The organism is Agilicoccus flavus, assembly GCF_014857905.1.
Taxonomy (GTDB): Bacteria; Actinomycetota; Actinomycetes; order Actinomycetales; family Dermatophilaceae; genus Agilicoccus; species Agilicoccus flavus.
In genome coordinates, this window is record NZ_JACYXE010000013.1 from 16,771 (window position 1) to 34,098 (window position 17,328).

The 17,328-nt window shown below is 73.5% G+C and carries 17 protein-coding genes and 1 pseudogene; 9 read left to right on the top strand and 9 right to left on the bottom strand.

Going from position 1 to position 17,328, the window contains the following annotated elements; genetic code table 11:
- Positions 1-95 precede the first annotated feature (95 nt).
- Positions 96-1,256, bottom strand: a complete 1,161-nt coding sequence (locus tag ICW24_RS16710; RefSeq protein WP_226346867.1) for an ADP-ribosylglycohydrolase family protein — start codon at positions 1,254-1,256, stop codon at positions 96-98.
- Between the two features lie 360 nt (positions 1,257-1,616).
- On the opposite strand from ICW24_RS16710, the pseudogene ICW24_RS16715 reads away from it, so the two are divergent.
- Positions 1,617-1,961 (top strand): annotated as a pseudogene (locus ICW24_RS16715) (HigA family addiction module antitoxin); the annotation flags it as partial.
- Here the strand turns inward: ICW24_RS16715 and ICW24_RS16720 are convergent.
- Together ICW24_RS16720 and ICW24_RS16725 are read right to left on the bottom strand one after the other, a co-directional pair.
- Positions 1,916-2,227: a hypothetical protein gene (locus tag ICW24_RS16720; RefSeq protein ID WP_226346868.1), complete on the bottom strand. Its 312-nt coding sequence runs from the start codon at positions 2,225-2,227 to the stop codon at positions 1,916-1,918. The pseudogene ICW24_RS16715 and the gene ICW24_RS16720 sit on opposite strands and share 46 nt — an antisense overlap.
- Before the next feature lie 413 nt (positions 2,228-2,640).
- Positions 2,641-3,351: a TetR/AcrR family transcriptional regulator gene (locus tag ICW24_RS16725; protein WP_226346869.1), complete on the bottom strand. Its 711-nt coding sequence runs from the start codon at positions 3,349-3,351 to the stop codon at positions 2,641-2,643.
- A gap of 89 nt (positions 3,352-3,440) precedes the next feature.
- Between ICW24_RS16725 and ICW24_RS16730 the strand changes: the two genes are divergently transcribed.
- The 5 genes from ICW24_RS16730 (at position 3,441) to ICW24_RS16750 (ending at position 6,615) form a co-directional block, all read left to right on the top strand.
- Positions 3,441-4,136 carry a DUF899 domain-containing protein gene (locus ICW24_RS16730; RefSeq protein ID WP_226346870.1) on the top strand — a complete coding sequence of 232 codons (696 nt, stop codon included), beginning with the start codon at positions 3,441-3,443 and terminating at the stop codon, positions 4,134-4,136.
- Positions 4,133-4,642, top strand: a complete 510-nt coding sequence (locus tag ICW24_RS16735) for an SRPBCC family protein (protein WP_226346871.1) — start codon at positions 4,133-4,135, stop codon at positions 4,640-4,642. The genes ICW24_RS16730 and ICW24_RS16735 overlap by 4 nt, the downstream gene beginning before the upstream one ends.
- Before the next feature lie 205 nt (positions 4,643-4,847).
- On the top strand, positions 4,848-5,891 hold the full coding sequence (locus ICW24_RS16740) for an alpha/beta fold hydrolase (RefSeq protein WP_226346872.1): 1,044 nt from the start codon (positions 4,848-4,850) through the stop codon (positions 5,889-5,891).
- Between the two features lie 83 nt (positions 5,892-5,974).
- Positions 5,975-6,232 (top strand): type II toxin-antitoxin system Phd/YefM family antitoxin, encoded by a 258-nt coding sequence (locus tag ICW24_RS16745; RefSeq protein ID WP_226346873.1) that lies wholly within the window; start codon positions 5,975-5,977, stop codon positions 6,230-6,232.
- Positions 6,217-6,615, top strand: coding sequence for a PIN domain-containing protein (locus tag ICW24_RS16750; RefSeq protein WP_226346874.1), 399 nt, complete (start codon positions 6,217-6,219; stop codon positions 6,613-6,615). Before ICW24_RS16745 ends, ICW24_RS16750 begins: the two co-directional genes overlap by 16 nt.
- 123 nt (positions 6,616-6,738) lie before the next feature.
- Here the strand turns inward: ICW24_RS16750 and ICW24_RS16755 are convergent, their stop codons facing one another.
- The 3 genes from ICW24_RS16755 to ICW24_RS16765 all read right to left on the bottom strand — a co-directional run bounded on the left by ICW24_RS16755 (position 6,739) and on the right by ICW24_RS16765 (position 9,407).
- The gene (locus ICW24_RS16755; protein ID WP_226346875.1) at positions 6,739-7,704 is read right to left on the bottom strand and encodes a hypothetical protein; all 966 of its coding nucleotides are present in this window, start codon (positions 7,702-7,704) and stop codon (positions 6,739-6,741) included.
- 227 nt (positions 7,705-7,931) lie between these two features.
- The gene (locus ICW24_RS16760; RefSeq protein WP_226346876.1) at positions 7,932-8,309 is read right to left on the bottom strand and encodes a VOC family protein; all 378 of its coding nucleotides are present in this window, start codon (positions 8,307-8,309) and stop codon (positions 7,932-7,934) included.
- A 252-nt stretch (positions 8,310-8,561) separates the two neighbouring features.
- Positions 8,562-9,407: a CPBP family intramembrane glutamic endopeptidase gene (locus ICW24_RS16765; protein WP_226346877.1), complete on the bottom strand. Its 846-nt coding sequence runs from the start codon at positions 9,405-9,407 to the stop codon at positions 8,562-8,564.
- 151 nt (positions 9,408-9,558) lie between these two features.
- On the opposite strand from ICW24_RS16765, the gene ICW24_RS16770 reads away from it, so the two are divergent.
- Together ICW24_RS16770 and ICW24_RS16775 are read left to right on the top strand one after the other, a co-directional pair.
- Positions 9,559-10,977: a sensor histidine kinase gene (locus ICW24_RS16770; protein ID WP_226346878.1), complete on the top strand. Its 1,419-nt coding sequence runs from the start codon at positions 9,559-9,561 to the stop codon at positions 10,975-10,977.
- A complete protein-coding gene (locus tag ICW24_RS16775) occupies positions 10,974-11,651 on the top strand; it encodes a response regulator (protein ID WP_226346879.1) in 678 nt (225 codons plus the stop codon). Before ICW24_RS16770 ends, ICW24_RS16775 begins: the two co-directional genes overlap by 4 nt.
- Before the next feature lie 5 nt (positions 11,652-11,656).
- On the opposite strand, the gene ICW24_RS16780 is transcribed toward ICW24_RS16775, so the two are convergent.
- Together ICW24_RS16780 and ICW24_RS16785 are read right to left on the bottom strand one after the other, a co-directional pair.
- Positions 11,657-11,956 carry a winged helix-turn-helix transcriptional regulator gene (locus ICW24_RS16780; RefSeq protein ID WP_226346880.1) on the bottom strand — a complete coding sequence of 100 codons (300 nt, stop codon included), beginning with the start codon at positions 11,954-11,956 and terminating at the stop codon, positions 11,657-11,659.
- Positions 11,953-12,357 (bottom strand): VOC family protein, encoded by a 405-nt coding sequence (locus tag ICW24_RS16785; RefSeq protein WP_226346881.1) that lies wholly within the window; start codon positions 12,355-12,357, stop codon positions 11,953-11,955. Before ICW24_RS16785 ends, ICW24_RS16780 begins: the two co-directional genes overlap by 4 nt.
- A gap of 896 nt (positions 12,358-13,253) precedes the next feature.
- Between ICW24_RS16785 and ICW24_RS16790 the strand changes: the two genes are divergently transcribed.
- A complete protein-coding gene (locus tag ICW24_RS16790; protein ID WP_226346882.1) occupies positions 13,254-15,572 on the top strand; it encodes a M28 family peptidase in 2,319 nt (772 codons plus the stop codon).
- A gap of 270 nt (positions 15,573-15,842) precedes the next feature.
- On the opposite strand, the gene egtB is transcribed toward ICW24_RS16790, so the two are convergent.
- Entirely contained in the window at positions 15,843-17,084 is a 1,242-nt protein-coding gene (gene egtB, locus ICW24_RS16795; protein ID WP_226346883.1) for an ergothioneine biosynthesis protein EgtB, read from the bottom strand.
- Positions 17,085-17,328: the final 244 nt, after the last annotated feature.

Consider the following 17,328-nt stretch of genomic DNA (forward strand, 5'->3'; position numbering starts at 1 on the left):
GAGCTGGTCACCTGCGACCCCTGCACCCGAGTCGGCGACAGCCCGGAGAGACATGAGGCCCCTCCGGTGGCACATGACGCCGGAGACCTCGAGAACTACCGGCCCGGGTAGCGCTCCCACCAGTCCGAGAGGTCTCGCGCGTCCGGGTTACCGACACCGTGGAACGACCGATGACAATCCACCGCCACGGCGTCGATGACGTCGCGCAGTTCGAGCTCGTCGAGCCACGGCGTCGGCAGCCACTCCACCCCGTGGGTCGCACCGAGGATGTTCCCGGCGATGGACCCGGTCGAGTCGCTGTCGCCGGAGTGATTGACGGCGGCGAGCATCGCCTCCGCCGGCCGGTCGATGCCTCCGACGGCGCAGGCGACGGCGATGGCGAGGGCTTCCTCGCCGACCCATCCCCCACCGAGGCCCTCCAGCTGTTCCGGCGCGGGGAGACCCGCCGCGCCCAGGGTCCTACCGGCGCGGAGCGCGGCGAGGGTGGCGTCGTGGGATCGGGCCTGCCGCAGGCATTCCTCGGCATCGTCGAGGGCCGTCGACAGCTCGGCGCCGTCGACGAGAGCCCCGACCACGACCGCCAGAGCCCCCGCCGGCAGGTAGCCGTCGGCGTGACCGTGCGTGATGGCGGCGACGTCGCACCCGAGCCGGAACCGATCGGCTGCCTCGGCGAGGAAGCCCGCCGGCGCGGCTCGCATCACGCCGCCGCACCCCTTCGAGTCGTTGATCGGCTCGTCCATGCTCCCGACCTGTCCGGACTGAAGCGCCGACAGGCAGGTGTTGCCCGGGGCGCGCGTGTTCCACAGCTCGGGAACCGCGATGAGCCAGCCGTCGTGCGCCGGATCTCTGTGGCCGTTCTGCGTGGCGAGCCACCGCAGGTAGGCCTGGTGCACCTCGTGGCGCGGGCTGCAGGTCCCCTCGGCCTCCATCCGGTTGCGCGCCCGGATGAGGCCCTCGGCGGTGAACAGCGTCATCTGCGTGTCGTCGGTGATGGCGCCGACGCGGCCGTACGCCGGCGTGTACGACTGCAGCCCCGCCTCGCCGAACGTCGCGCGGATGCGGGACCAGGAGTCGAACTCGATGCCGCCGCCGAGAGCGTCGCCCACCGCCCCCGCGAGCAGGCAGCCCCGGATCCGGTCGCGGGCCGTCCCGTGCTCTTCCCCTAGTTCCGACTCGTTCGCCAGCGCCCCGGAAAGACCCGTTGCGGCCCGCTCCGTCCTGGCCGCCAGGTCCGAGAACTCATCGTGGTGCCCCATGGCGCGTCCCCTCTGTTGTCTTCCGACCTACCGGACCGGTCCACCGTCGCCCTGGAACCGGGGTGCCTACCCATCGTCGGAAACCGGGTCCGGGTAAGGACATCACCTGCCGGCGCGAGCGAGGAGGTGAGGGTGGGTCTTCAAGGGGTGGTCTGGCACCGCTTCGACATCCCAGCTCGTCCACGCGTTCGTGGGCTCGCGTTCCTGACGCGCCGAGATGGTGATCCCCTCCTGAGGCCGACGACCGTCGGCAGATGCGGAGCCGACGCCTGGCCTGGCGTATCGGCAGGCGATACGTGTCGACGACCCGGACTACCACTGAAGGGAGAAGCGCCGAGGTGATGAACACCCCCGGTCCATCCCGGTGAACTGCTCCGGGAGGACATCGTGAACGACCCGGGCGTGGCCGAGGCCGCTGCCCGTCTCGGCGTTTCGCGGGTGACGCTCAGCCGCGTCCTGCGCGGCCACGCTCGGATCAGCCCCAACCTCGCCATCCGACTGGAGGAGGCCGGTGCCGGCACCGCCCGCGCCTGGACGGCCATGCAGACGGCCCATGACCTCGCGCAGGAATCGCGGCGGGACGCCCAAGGGTCAGGCGGCTCGACTCGGAGTGACTCTCGCCGAGATCCGACCTGCCCCTACCCCGCGCCGGCCGTGACCTACGACGAGATCCGCTCGGTACCCGCCCGCTGGAGCACGTGGTAGCCGCCGAAGACGAGCCCCCAGTTCTCCGGCTCGTGCAGGGCGAGGCAGAGGCGCACGAGCTGACCGCGCACCACGCGGAATCGCATCGCGGCCGTCAGCCCGAAGCCGTCCCTGATGATGAGCACGTGCCGCCCGGGCGAGACCTCGAAGCGGACCGTCGGCTGCCCGTCGAAGCGCCCGAGCTCGGTGTCCCCGAGCATGATCCGCGCCCCACTGAGGTCCTCGGGCGGGATGCCCTCGGTCGTGATCTCGACGACTGCGCTCATGGCCGGCTCCTTCGCCCGCTCATCCTGCTGGGTTCCCCCTCGATCATCCTCCTCGACGCTCCTGGGGGGAAGGGGATCGGATCAGACGCAGGATGGTGAACGGCCAGGGGAACTTGTGTCGTCGGGGTGGGGTATGGGCGGCGACGCGGTCCGCCTGGTCTGCTCGACGCCGACACTGTCGAGGAGCCGGGCGACGCGCGAGAGACAACCAGTCCGTCTCGCGGCCTTGCTCCCGAATCCACCTCCCGGCGATCTGCCGCCCACGTCGCGCTACCAACCACTTTGGTTGACGCCCACCATCGGACGACCGGAACCATAACCATGGTTAAAAGTGGACGTGGAGGATCACGGGACTGGACGAATCGGGGGCGCGACGGAACCCGGGCCTGCCTCCCGACGCCGCGCAGAGCTCGTCAGCCGCGGATCCCCGAGATGATGTCGTCGACGACGCGCTCGGCCACCGCGCGCACCACCCGGGGATCGGCGCCGCGCAGTGGGCCGTGCACCATGAGCTCCGCGCATCCGTGCACGGCCGACCAGCAGGAGAACTCGGCACCGGCTCGGCGCCGGGCGGAGAGGGCGCCGGAGGTGACGCAGTCCTCGAGCGCCGCCAGGAGCTCCGCGAACGGCGGGACCTCCTCGAGCCGCGCCTGACCCGCCGGCCCGGCGGTCGCGACGGGCCTGTCGGCGGGCGAGGCCTCGTCGGGGCGGGCCGACTCGCCGAAGAAGGCGAGCTCGAACCAGCCCGGCTCGTCGACGGCGAACTCGATGTACCCCAGGCCCACCCCGCGCAGCCGCCGCAGCGCCGCCTGGGCCCGCTCCGCGGCCTCGACCGGGCCATGCTGCGTGCCGTCGGCCGAGGCGACAGCGCCGCCCGTCGGCGCATCGCTCCGCGCGCGCATCCTCTTCGCCATGAGTTCCTGGATCTCGCGGCCGAGCGCACTCATGAGCGCGGCACGGTCGCGGAAGTGGCGGTAGGCGGCCGCCGGAGACACCCCGGCCCGACGCGTCACCTCCCGCAGGGACAGGGCGGACGGCCCCTCGCTGCGGGCGATCTCCAGACCCTGCGCCACGAGTGCCGCGCGCAGGTCGCCGTGATGGTACGGCCCCGATTTCCCCGCCACCCTTGACACCGCCCCTCAGCCAAGTTCACAGTATTCACACGGATGTTATTTATGTTCACATTCACCCTATCCCATCCCCTGGGAGCATCATGACCGTGCAGCAGACCGTCCTCCCACCCGTCGTCGATGCCGAGACCTGGAGGCGCGAGCTCGACCAGCTCCGGGTCCGCGAGAAGGCCGCCACCCGAGAGCTCGACGCGATCGCGGCCCAGCGCCGCCGCCTGCCGATGGTGGCCCTGAACGACTACACCTTGGACTCGAAGGACGGCCCCGTCCGCCTGGTCGATCTGTTCGACGGCCGGTCGCAGTTGATCACCTACCACCACATGTGGTTCCCGGACTCCGAGTGGCAGTGCGGCGGCTGCACCGGCTTCACCAGCCAGTTCACCCGCCTGGACTTCCTGCGCGGCTATGACGCCCGGTTCGTCGTCGTCACCCAGGGCCCGATCGCGCAGGCCCTGGCCTACCGCGAGAAGGTGGGGAACCAGATGGAGTGGTATTCCACCGCGAACAGTTCCTTCGGCGCCGACATGGACGCGCCGCCGAACGGTGGCTTCGCCGTCAACGTGTTCCTGCGTGACGGTGACGCCGTGTATCGCACCTGGCACACCTCGGGACGGGGCACCGAACAGCTCTCCCACACCTTCCCCCTCATCGACCTGCTGCCCTATGGCCGCCAGGAGCGGTGGCAGGACGTGCCGGCCGGATGGCCGCAATCCGAGACCTACGAGAAATGGCTCGATTCCCCCGACGTCGCCGCACTGTACGGAAGGAACCCCTCGTGACGACCACCGAGAACGCACCCGCGAGCGCCACGCAGCTCGTCGCCGAGCGGACCATGGCCGCGCCACCCGCGGTGATCTTCGCCCTGCTCACGGACCCCTCCCGGCACCACCTCACCGAACCGACCGACTGGGTGCGGGGCAGCCTGGAGGAGTCGCCGTCGCCGATCACCGAGGTGGACCAGGTCTTCGGCATCGAGATGTTCCACGTCAACGCCGGCGGCCGCTACGAGATGCAGAACCGCGTCACGGTGCTGGACCCGGGTCGGGCCATCGCCTGGGAGCCGTCGCAGTACTCGCCCGAGGGTGTCCTGCAGAGTGGGGGCTGGTTCTGGCGGTACGACCTGGAACCGGTGGACGGGGGGACCCGAGTGCGCCTCACTCACGACTGGGCCGCGACCCCGCCCGAGATTGCCGCGGCGATCGGCGGCATGCCCGCCGTCGACACGGCGCACCTCGATCGCTCCCTCGCCTCCCTGGCCCGCGCGGTGGAGTCCGGCCGGGGCTGAGCGCATCGCCCGTGGAACCCGGCGTGCCGGAGCGCTCGCCCCGGGTTCGGTTGCGAGACGGAGGCGCTCGGCGGGCTCCGCGATCGCCGGGGAACCGCTCGCAGGCCGCCCATCCGTGCCCGGGCCACGCCCCGCCGCCGCGCCCACCTCCTGGCTGTCGGTGGTCGGTGGTCTACTCGGGTCACGAACCGAGGAGAGGGCAGCGATGGGACACGACCTGATGACGGGGATCACGCAGCGCACCGTGCCGACGGGACGGTTGTCGGTCAACGTGCTGGAACGAGCCGACGCGGGCGGCGGGACGCCCGTCGTGTTCGTCCACGGCAACTGCTCGTCGAGCCTCTTCTGGCAGCCGACGATGCTCGCCCTGTCGGTGCGCTCCTACGCGATCGACCTGCGAGGCTTCGGCGGGTCCGACACCGCGCCGGTCGACGCGACGCGGGGGCTGCGCGACTTCGCCGACGACGTCGCCGCCACGCTCGACGCGCTCGAGGTGCCCCGGGCACACCTCGTGGGGTGGAGCATGGGCGGCGGCGTCGTCGAGCAGGTGCTCCTCGACCGGCCCGACCTCGTCGCCTCCCTCACCCTCGTCGCCCCGGTCTCGCCGTACGGCTTCGGCGGCACGGGCGCGGGCGGGCGCCGGCTGACCGACGACGGGGCGGGCACCGGCGGTGGCGGCGCGAACCCCGATTTCGTGCGGCGCCTCGGCGAGGGCGACACCTCGGAGGAGGCGGGCAGCAGCCCGCGCAACGTCTTCCGGGGCGTCTACGTCGCGCCGGGGTTCGCCGACGAGCACGAGGACCTCTGGGTGGCCTCGATGGTCTCGACCGTCGTCGGGCCCGACAACTACCCGGGCGATGCCGTCGGCTCCGAGAGCTGGCCGGGCTTCGCCGCCGGTGGCCGCGGCGTGCTCAACACGATGGCTCCGGTGCACTGCGACCTCACCGGCATCGTCGGGGCGGCGGACAAGCCGCCGATCCTGTGGATCCGCGGCGACCTCGACGCGATCATCTCCGACGCCTCGAGCCTCGACCTCAACCGCCTCGGCCAGCTCGGCGTCATCCCCGGCTGGCCCGGCGAGGCCGTGGCGCCGCCCCAGCCGATGGTGACGCAGACCCGCGAGGTCCTCGACCGGTACGCCGCGGCCGGCGGGGCCTACCGCGAGGTCGTCCTCACCGGCGTCGGCCACTCCCCTCATGTAGAGCAGCCCGACGCCTTCCGCGCCGCACTGGTGGAGCACATCTCCTGACGCGCGAGACGCGTCGACGCGCGACCACAGCGCGCGTATCGACCAGAGTCTGCAACAATCTGATTTTCAGATAAGCTGTGACCATGAGAACGATCAGCGCAACCGAAGCGTCCCGGCAGTTCTCCGACCTGCTCGACGCGATCGAGGCGGGCGAGTCCGTCGTCGTGACCCGAGGCAAGCGGCCGATCGCCGAGATCCGGCCGGCGCGCAGACGCGCGGGCCGTGACCTCCGGGTCGCCCTGGCCGGCATCGCTGCTCCTGACGAGCAGTTCGCCGCCGACGTCGAGAGCGCGGTCGCTGCCGTGTCACAGGAGGTGCCTGACCCGTGGCGCGACGCCTGATCCTCGATACCGCCATGCTCATCGCCTACGAGAGGGGCCTTGTCGATCAGGCGTCCCTCGACGATGACGACCTGGCCATCGCATCGCTCACCGTGGCCGCGTACCGGACGGGGATCGAGCTCGCCGACACCGTCGATCGCGCGGCCGAACGCGCCCGGGCGTTGGCCGCCATCGAGGAGAACGTGGAGGTTCTCGACTACACCCAGGGGACGGCGGCGCACCACGCGCGCCTCATCGCCCACACCCGTCGAACAGGCCGGCCCCGCGGCGCCCACGACCTGATCATCGCGGCCCATGCCGCCGAGACCACCCGGGTGCTGCTCAGCGGTGACACCGCTGCCCGATTCGGCGACCTACCGGGGGTGATCGCCGAGGAGCGGTGAGTTCTGAGGTTCACCGCCGAGGCCCATCCGGCTGCGGCAGCCGACGGCTTCCGCGCCGCGCTGGTGGAGCACATCTCGTGACGCGCGCGACGCCCGCGCCGGGCGGCACGGGCGTCGGGGCGGTCAGCGCTGCTCGTTGTCGGGGTCGAGCGGGTCCCGGCGGCGGTGACCGCGTTCGTCGGCCGTCGTCGGGTCGACGCGGTGGTCCTCCGGGCGGAGGCGCTCCTCGCGCTCGAGTCCGTCGTGGTCGCGTCGATCGCCGCGCAGGTCGCCCTCGTCGAAGCGGCCCTCGTCGTGTCGGCGCTCCCCCCGGAACTCCTCGTCGTCGAAACGGTCGTCACGGCGACCGTCCCGGAGGTCGTCCTCGTCGCGCCGGCGCTCGTCGCGGAGCCCCTCGTCGTCGAACCGGCCGTCGCGGCGATCGCCCCGAAGGTCGTCCTCATCGAGTCGACGCTCGTCGTGGCGAAGCCCCTGGTCGTCGAACCGGTCGTCGCGGCGGTCCCCGTGCCCCAGGCCGTCCGTGCGGTGATCGTGGTCGTCGCGCAGGTCCTCGCGCAGGGAGTCCTCATCGCGGCGGCGGACGTCGTCGCGGCGGCGGTCGTCGCCCACCGAGTCGTCGTCGGGCAGGGCGTCGCCGTCGCTGGTGTAGCGCGTCTCCCCGCGGCCCCGATAGGGGTCGGTGAGCGCACCGTCGTCCCGGATGCGGGCGCCGTTCGCGTCGAGGCGGTAGCCCTCCTCGTCGGTGCGCACGTCGGGATCGAGGGCGTCGGCGCGACGCAACTGCTCGTCCCGGACCGCCTGCACCTCGCTGCGGCGCTCGCCGCGCCGCTCGGCCTCGACCTCGAGGCGCTCGGCCTTCGCGGACCGCTCGTCCGCCTCGGCCCGGGCGCGGCGCGCCTGCGCGTCGGCCTCCGCGGCGTCGGCCTCGCGTTCGCGCAGCTCGCGGTCGTGCTCGGCGGCCTCGTTCCGCAGCTTCTCCGCGTCGGCTCGATGCGTGGCCTCCCGCTTCGAGCGTGACCGGGACACGAGCAGCCCGACCAGCACGAGCACGACGACCACCGCGAGGATGATCCAGGTCAGTGAGTCCATGTCCGTCTCCTCAACTCAGGGGTGGGACCAGTGTCGAGGACACGAGCGACCCACATCACACGCCGAGGGCGCGCCGGGCCAGGCGACGCCGTTGCGTCGCACGAGCGTTGCGTCGCACGAGCGTCGCGGCCTCCTCGGTCTCGTCGTCGTCGGCACCAGCGAAGCCGACAGGCTCCTCGCGCCGGGCCCCTGTTTCCACGAGTAGGGGCGGTCGTGCCGGGGGCGGATCAGGGGTGGGGGTCGGCGAGGCAGAACTCGTTGCCCTCGGGATCGGTCAGGACGCTCCACCCGATGCCGAAGTCCGCATGGTCCGCGACGTGCGTCGCCCCGAGCGCGACGAGGCGCGCCACCTCGGCGGCCCGGTCCTCGCACCCGAGGTCGAGGTGCATCCGGTTCTTTGTGGTCTTGCCCTCGGGCACCCGGAGGAAGAGCAGGCCGAGCTGCCCCGTCGACTCCTCCTGCCACAGTCCGATGGAGGCGACGTCCGGCGCGCTCGGTACGTCCGGCCGCACGTCGACCTCGCGTCCGACGACCTCGCTCCAGAACGCGGCGAGCCTCGCCGGCTCCGCGCAGTCGAACGTGATCGTGCGTGGTGTCGACGCCATGGTCACGATCGTGCCGCCTCACACGGCATCGCGGGGGCAACGACGCGGGCGGGGCGCGACACCCTCGAGCCCGCCGCATCGTGGCCTATGCCGACCCCGCTCGCCTATGCCGTTGTGGCGGCACAGGCGAGCCGGAACGGTATAGCTGAGCGGGTTTTCGCCGGGGCGCTGGGTCGGCCCCTCCACCGACCCACCGTGTCCGACCCACCGTGTCCGACCCCACCGCGTCCGGCCCACCGCGTCCGCGCCCGATCAAGCGGGACGGCGCGCCTGGTAGCGCCGCAGCACGAGGACGCCGACGAGCGTGTAGATCACCCCGATCGTCACCCAGGCGACCGGCCCGCTGCCCCACCCGAGCAGGTCGGTGATGAGCGTCGCGACGTGCGAGCCGCCGTGGATGCCGACGGCCGCCCACACCGACCGGGTGGCCAGGCACAACGCGCCGGCGGCGAGGCCGAAGCCGAACGGCCACGCGAGGTAGGCGAGGTGCCCGAGCACGCCCTGCTGGCCGCCCTGGGAGACGAGGTGCAGGGCGCCGAAGAGGACCGCCGAGATCCACACGGCGGCGACGGGTCCGCGGTCGCGCAGCGTGGTGAGCAGGTAGCCGCGGAAGATGAGCTCCTCGGGGATGCCCTGCAGGAGGAAGGCCTGGCCCAGCGCCATCGTCACGACGATCCACAGCGCGGCGTCCCCGCGGTCCTCCGGCGCCCCGAGCAGGCCCATCGCCGCGAGGACCGCGAGGGCCGGGACCACGCACGCGAGGCTCACGCCGATGCCGAGCAGCAGGGCCGGCAGGCTGCGCGCGTCCCAGCGCCAGCCGTAGTCACGCAGCCGCACCCGATCGACGTATCGGGCGACGAGGGCGAGCAGGCCGACCGCTACGAGCGTCGTCCCAGCGAAGAGCACGAGGGCGATGGCCAGCTGCCCCACCTCCGGCATCCCGGCCACCGCCTGCTGGACCGGCGGGGTCAACGTGAGCACGTACGGGGCGAAGATCGCGGCGAGCAGGATGACGGGCGCGAGGAGGATGCGGATCGGTTCGGGCAGGCGGGGACTCGCGACGCTCTGATCGGGCGCGGCGGGGTGGGTCGTCGGCATGGCGACGACGCTAGGAGCGCTGCCGCGCCCGGCGCATCGACCGGACGTCACGAGCGCACGCACCGTCGGGCCTGACGAGAGTCACGGGTCGGGGCGAGGCCATGACCGTGGTCATGGGTCGCGGCGGTCGCCCCGTTCCTAGAGTGGGCGGATGAGCAGCCCGCGCGTGGCCCGCGTCCTCGACACGCTCTTCGGTCTCTCGTGCGTCATCGGGCTGTACGACGCGCAGTGGATGGCGACGGGTTTCGGGGCGCCGCTGCGGGGGTGGCTCATCTTCGTGGCCCTCGCCGTCGCGATCGGCGCCTGGGTGTGGCGGCGCCGGGCCCAGGGGCGGGCGCCCGTGCTCCTCCTGCTCGGCGCGGTGCTGCTCGGCATCCTGCTCAGCGACGGCCCGCTGCTGTTGCCCCTCGTCCTCGTCGCGATCCTCGTCGCCGTCCTCGACCTCGGCCTGCTCGCCGGGGCCGCCTTCATCACCGTCACGATCCTCGGCCTCGCGGCCGTCATGCTCCTCGCCCACGACGTGCCCGCGATCTCGATCGTGGCCCAGTGCCTGGGGCTGGTCCTCATGTTCGGCTTCGGGATCGCCTACGCGAGCCTGGTGCGCGAGGTCGAGGTGGCACGAGCGGCGCACGAGGCGGCGACGGCGCGGCTCGACGAGACCAACGCCCGGCTGCACGCCGCGAACGACCGGCTGCGGGCCGCCGCGGCCACCGAGCGCGACCTCGTCCTCGCCCAGGAGCGCGCCCGGTCGGCGCGGGAGCTGCACGACGGGCTGGGGCACCGGCTGACGGTGGTGACGATGTCGCTCGACTTCGCCGAGCGGATGCGCGAGCGCGATCCCGGCCGGGCCTGGGCCGAGGTGCGCGCCGCCCGCGAGACGACGGCCGAGGCGATGCGCGAGATGCGCCTGTGGGTGCGGGCGCTGCACCCGGTCGACGTCGGCGACCTCACCGACGTCGCCGCCTTCGACGCCATCGCGGAGTCCTTCCGCGGGACCGGTCTCGACGTGCGGGTCGAGGTGAGCGGTGCGCCCCGCGAGTTGCCCGCCCCGGTGTCGCTGCTGTGCCACCGTGCGGTGCAGGAGGGTCTGACGAACGCGCTGCGGCACGCGGCGGCGTCGAGGGTCGTCATCGCCGTGGACCTCGCGCCCGACGAGCTGCGACTCACGTTGTCCGACAACGGCATCGGCGGCCCGGCCGGGGGGCTCGCCGAGGGGTTCGGCCTGCGTTCGCTGCGGGAGCGGGCCGAGGCGCTCGACGGCGGGGCGTCGGTCGAGACGGCCGAGGGGCGCGGCACCGCGCTGTCGATCCGGGTGCCGCTGCCGCCGGCAGAGGCCAGCGCGACGGCTGCCCCGGTCCATCACGGCGACGCCGGCGCGACGCCGGCCGAGACCGGCGCGACGGCCTCTGCGGCCGCCCCGGTCCACCACCGCGACGCGGGCGCGACGCCGGCCGAGACCGGCGCGACGGCCTCTGCGGCTGCCCCGGTCCACCACGGCGACGCGGGCGCGCCGGCGCCCGACGTCGCCCGGCCGGAGGGCGTCGCGTCCGCGCGTGGGGTCAGGGCATGACCTCCGTCGTGGTCGTCGACGACCAGCAGCTGTTGCGGCGCGGACTGCGCCTCGTGCTCGAGACGGTGCCCGACGTGACCGTCGTGGGCGAGGCGGCCGACGGACGCGAGGGGCTCGCCGTCGTCGCGCACGCCTCGCCCGACGTCGTGCTGTGCGATGCGCGGATGCCGGTGATGGACGGCGTCGAGTTCGTCGGCGCGTGCCGCCGGGACCACCCCGAGGTGCCCGTCGTCGTCCTCACGACGTTCGACGACGAGGCGCTCGTGCGCGCCGCCCTGACCGCCGGGGCGGCGGGGTTCCTGCTCAAGGACTCCTCCCCCGAGGCGCTGGGCGAGGCGATCCGGGCCGCCGCGGCCGGCGGGCTCGTCGTGGACCCGCGGGTCGCCCGGATCGCGATGGCGGCCGGCGCCCCCGCCGGCTCCTCCGCGAGCGCCGGGCCCACCTCCGAGCCCGTCCGGGAGCCCGACCGGGAGCCCGATCCCCTGGCCGGGCTCACCCCCGCGGAACGCCTCGTCGCCGCTCACGTGGCCCGCGGCGCGACGAACGCGGAGATCGCCGCGGAGCTCGTCCTCGCGGAGGGGACGGTGAAGAACCACGTGTCCGCGCTCCTGCGCAAGCTGGGCGCCCGCGACCGCACCGCCCTGGCCCTCGCCCTGCACGCGGCGCGAATGTAGGCGCCTCACCGGCCAGAATCGCCCTCTCGCTGCTCGGCACCCCAGCGCCCGAGCGCGTCGATCGCCTCGCGCAGGGCGAGCCCGCGATCGGTGAGCGCGTAGGCCCGGGTGTTGTGCCGCAGGGGCAGCCGGACGAGGACGCCGGCGGCCTCGAGTTCGCGCAGGCGGGTCGCGAGCATGTTCGTCGGTGTTCCGAGGGCGCGCTGCAGGTCGCCGTAGCGCTGCGGCCCCTCGAGGAGCTGCTCCACGATGAGCAGGGCCCACCGTGCTCCGACGACCTCGAGGGCGGCGGTGAGGTCGCTCACGCGGTCGGTTCGACGTCCGGCTTCATCCAGAACGGCGAGTAGTGATAGCCGTCGGGGTCGTCGAACTGGCGCTGGTACATGAAGGGGTAGTCGTCGGTGTCACCGATCCGCCCGCCGGCGGTACCGGCGCGCTCGACGAGGCCGTCGACCGCCTCCCGGCTGCCGACATCGAACGAGACGGTGACCTTGGAGGGCGTGTCGGGTCCGCCGACCACCTCGTCGACGCCGCCGACGCTCGCGTACATCTCGCGGCTGCCGAGCATGACGTACTGCTCGGGTGCGATCGCGAAGCAGGCCACATTGTGGTCGGACATCTCGGCGTTGAGGGTCCAGCCGAGGGCGGTGTAGAAGGTGGTCGCGCGCTCGACGCTCTCGACCGGGCAGGTGATGAAGAGGCTCATGCGTCCATACTTGCAAAAAACAAGTGTATTGTCACCCCCTCGGCCGTTCCGGGCTGGGACAACGCTTCCGCGTCGTCATGGCGCTCGGCGGCCGGGCCGGCACCCGGGCATCGGCTATCTCGCGACTGGTCTCCGCGACCGGCCGGGCAGCCGCGCCGCCGATGCGGCATTCGGCCCACGGACGAGGCGATGGTTCGGTGCGCATGGTGCGTCCTTCGAGAGCGTCACGTCGGGAGGATCTCCCACGTCTCGACGGTACGAACGGGTCCGGCACAGGCGCATCCGTCGCGACCCTCAGACGGGCCCCGTGGCGCCTTAGACCGTGGCCGGGCCACGGCGCGTCGGGCGGCGACATGGACCGGCGAGGCGCCGGGACGGCTCCACCCTGCGCCTGCGGAGGCGGTCACCGAGGCCGTGCGAATGGTGACCGCGACGGTCGACGCCACTGTTCCCGACGAGCGGGTGGTGCCACGCGGTGAGTGGTGCACCCGCGAGACCACCGGAAGACCACGCTCGGCGCCCCGATCTACGCGTCTCGGAGGGCGTCGGGGGCCCACCGCGGCCAGGCCGTCGGACCGACGATCGCGCCGTGAACGTAGGTGGCGCACGGCCGGAACGGGGTGCGCGCGCTGCTGTTGTCGAGCACGTCGACCGTGTCCGCCACCCGGATCGCCGCACCGATGTGTCCCCACAACCGGCCGTAGCGCTCGCGGATCTTCTGCTCCGGAACCGCATGACCCCCGCGCCGCACGCGTTCGAAGACGCGCTGAACGGTGAACTCGACGTGGCCGATCGACCCCGGGCCTGTCCGCCACCGGCTGCGACCGCGTGGGCCGGTAACGGCCCGATCCTGGAACTCACGAGACGTCGCCCTTCGGGCGCGGGACACTGGCGGCATGAGAGCTTGGGCCGCCACGCTCCTCGCCCTGATGATCCTCGCCCTGGCGGCGGTGATCGGTGTCGCGTCGCGACTCACGCCCGAGCCCGCCGCGCTCGACGCACCGGCCGACCGGTTCAGCTCGGCGCGCGCCCGAGCCGCGCTTGAACCGATCGCCGGCAGCCCCCGGGTCCCCGGCACACCGGCCCACGCCAGAGCCCGCGATCACCTCGTCGCACAGCTGCGCGGGTTGGGCCTGGAAACGCGGGTCGTCCCCGGGATCGGATACGCGCACCTGCCCGGGAAGACGCTGCCGGTCACGGCCGCGGCCCGCGTCGACTCGATCCTCGCGACCCGCCGCGGGACCGGCCGGGCGGGCACGGTGGTCCTGGCGGCGCACTACGACACGGTCCCCGGCTCGCCGGGGGCCGGCGACGACGGGATCGGCATCGCGACCGCCCTGGAGGTCGCGCGGATCGTCGCGGCCGAGCCGCCCGGGGGCAACGACGTCGCCGTCCTGTTCACCGACGGCGAGGAGGCGGGTCTGACCGGGGCCCAGGCGTTCGTCCGCGACCACGGCGGGCCGCTGCGCGCCCCCGTCGTCGTCGTCAATCACGAGGCCCGCGGCGCCGCGGGCCGACCGGTGACGGTCCGCACGTCCGGCGACCTGACGGCCCTGCTTCGGCGGACGCCGCGGCCCGAGGTGGAGTCGGCGACCGAGGTGATGTTCGGGTTCGCCCCCAACAACACGGACTTCTCCATCTTCCGGGAGGCGGGCTGGTCGGGTCTCGACACGGCGACCGTCGGCGACGGCTGGAGCTATCACACGCCCGCGGACGACCTCGCCCACCTCGATCCGGGCTCGCTGCAGCAGATGGGTGACTCGACCCTCGCCCTGACCCCCGACCTCCTGCACACGGACCTCGCCGGCCTCGACCGGAAGCGTGACGGCCTGGCGACGACCCTCCCGTGGGGGGTGGTCGCCTTCCCCTCGTGGTCGGTCGCGCCGCTCGCCGGCCTCGCCCTCGTCCTCACCCTCGTGGCGACGTGGTCGCAGCGCGTCCGCGGGCGGCTCACGATCCGAGGCACCCTCGCCGGGCTGCTCCTGGCCGCGCTCGTCGTCGCGGGGGCGGGCCTCGCGGCCACCGCGTGCTGGGAGATCGCTCGACTCGTCGAGCCCGGCCTCGCCTCGGTGCTCATCGGGGAACCCGCCCGCCCCCGGCCGTTCCTCGTCGCCGAACTGCTCGCGGCCCTCGCGGTCTTCGTCGTCGTCGTGCTCGCGTCGCGGCGCCGACCGGGCCTGCCGGCCCTGGCGCACGGGGGCCTGCTGCTCGTCACCGGGCTGACCCTGACGGGCGCGCTCCTGCTGCCGGCCGTGGTCACGTGGGTGGTCGTGCCCGTGCTCGCGGCGTCGCTCGGGCTCGTCGCGGCCGCCGTCCTCCGCCGCGGTGCCGGGCTCCCGGTGATCACCGTCGCGCTGGTCCCCGCCGCCTGGATGGCCGGGGGGCAACTCTCGGGACTGTCCGACACCGGCGTCGGCACGGTGGCGCCCCTCATCGGCGCGACCGCCGGATTCCTGCTCCTGCTCGTCGTCGCTCCGATCCTGGCGTTCGGCTCACGACGGACGACGCGCGGCGCGCACGAGACGGACGAGGTCGAGGGCGCCTGCGACCCGCGCCGCCGTCGTCTGCGCGCGATCGGCGCGGGCGCGGGGGTTCTCGCGATCGCGATCGCCGTCCCCGCCGGCGCGACCTGGGCGGCGATGGCCCTCGACACCTCATCCGGCGCCCCGCGACAGGAGCGCGCGACGGTGACCATCGACCCGGCGACCGCGACCGCGAGGTGGGACACCTCCGGGCGCACCCCGTGGGGGCGCAGCACGCACGACCGCACCGCCCGCGTCGACCCCGCCGCCTTCCCGGCGCCGACGGTGAACGTCATCGCCGACCGGACGGACGCCGCGGGGCGACACCTCTCCCTGCGGGTCGCATCGTCGCGCGCGGCGCCCGGCATGCGACTCGCCCTGCCGAGTGGACGGCTCACGGCCGTCACCGTCGACGGCATCCCCGCGCCCGCCCCCGCCGGCGGGGCCCTCCTCCTCAGCGGACTCCGGGGTGAGCCGGTCGCCGTCGGCCTGACGGTCGCCGGCGTGAACGGCGACCTCGTCCTCGACGTCGCCGACGAGAGCTTCGAGCTCACCGCGGTCCCCGGCTACGCCGGCCCTCCGCCCGACGTGCTGCTCGTCGGCCCGGCGGTCACGGTGCCGGTCCGCCGCACGCTGCCCGCGAGCCCCGACGGCCCGACGGCCCGACCCCAGGCTCCTGACCCGCTGCCCTGATCGACGGGTGCGCCGCGTGGCCCGCCTCAGTTCTCCCAGGTGTAGGCCCAACGGGCGTTGCCGACGGGCGAGAGCCCGCGCGTCCGTCGGCCGGTTGGCGCGGGCAAAGGAAACCATTTGGGCCGGGTCGATCGCGCCGGTCTGCTGACAGTAACCCGCCGACCAGCGCATTTGCCGTGATGGGCTCCGCCTTGGGGCGGTCGACCCGGCCCGAATGGTTCTACGGAAGCGCGCGGGGGCGCCGGTGTTCCGCGGCGGACGCGCCGGAGGTCACCGGGCGAGGCGCAGTCCCGCGAACGGCCACGTCGCCGACGCCGGGTAGAAGTTGCGGTACGTCGTGCGCTGGTGCCCCGGCGGGGTGATCGCGCTCGCGCCCCGCAGGACGTGCTGGTCGTTCATGAACTTGCCGTTGTACTCGCCGACGGCGCCCTCGACGGGCGCGAACCCGGGGTAGGGCAGGTAGGCGCTGGAGGTCCACTCCCAGACGCCGCCGAGCGTGACGTCGGACGCCGGCACCGGGTGGCAGCGGTCGGGGTCGAGCAGCGGCCCGTCGACGTGCGGCCGGCTCGTCGCCCACGCCTCCCACTCCTGCTCGGTGGGGAGCCGGCAGCCGGCCCAGCGGGCGAACGCGTCGGCCTCGAAGAACGAGACGTGACAGACGGGTTCGGCGGCGACGACCGGGCGGCGACCGGACAGGGTGAACGTCGTCCACGCGCCGTCGTCCTCCTGCTGCCAGTAGCCGGGCGCCCGCCGGTCGCTGCCCTGCAGGGCTCCCCAGCCGTCGGAGAGCCACAGCTCGGGACGGGTGTAACCGCCGTCGGCGATGAACTCCATCCACTCGCCGTTGGTCACCTGCCGCGAGGCCACCTCGACGTCCTCGAGCCACACGCGGTGCCGCGGGCCCTCGTTGTCGTAGGCGAAGCCGGTTCCGTCGTGCCCGATCTCGGTGACGCCGCCGGGCACGTGGGTCCACGTGACGGGCTTCGGGTCCGGGTGCTGCTCGGGGGCCCGCTCGACGTACACGGGCTGCACGATGTTGCGCGACAGGAGGTGCTTGAGGTCCATGAGCAGCAACTCCTGGTGCTGCTGCTCGTGGTGGCAGCCGAGCTCGACGAGCGCGAGCCGGTCGTCGTCGAGGCGGCCCGCCTCGAGGGCGGCGTCGACCTGCTCCTCGACGTCGTGGCGGTAGGCGGCGACCTCGGCGACTCCCGGACGGGTGACGAGGCCACGGTCCGGGCGCGGGTGCCGGGCCCCGACGGCCTCGTAGTAGCTGTTGAAGAGGAACCGGAACGCCGGATGACGGGGCCGGTAGGCGGGATCGGCACCGAGCACGAACTCCTCGAAGAACCACGTCGTGTGGGCGCGATGCCACTTGACCGGGCTCGCCTCCGTCATCGACTGGGGGGTCTGGTCCTCGGGGGACAGGTCGCGGGTGAGGCGATCAGTGAGGCTGCGCACCGTGCGGAACGTCTCGAGGAGGTCCGTGCGGGTGCGGAGTGGGGCGCTGGTCATGGTCGTCCTCCATGCGTCGGGATGACCGAGTGAGTGTCCCGACCGGCTGCGATCGTTCGAGCTTTGGACGGGGCCACGCTACCCATCCGTCGGGCCGGCGGCGAGGCGGACCGACGTGGGACGCCGGCCCGGCGCCGGTGGGGACCCTGCGGTTGTCGCAGGGGCGCTCGCGACCGGGCCGACGGTCGACCCGACGCGCGTCACCGTCCTCGCCGGGGGACGCGGGCGGCGTGATCGTCCAGGG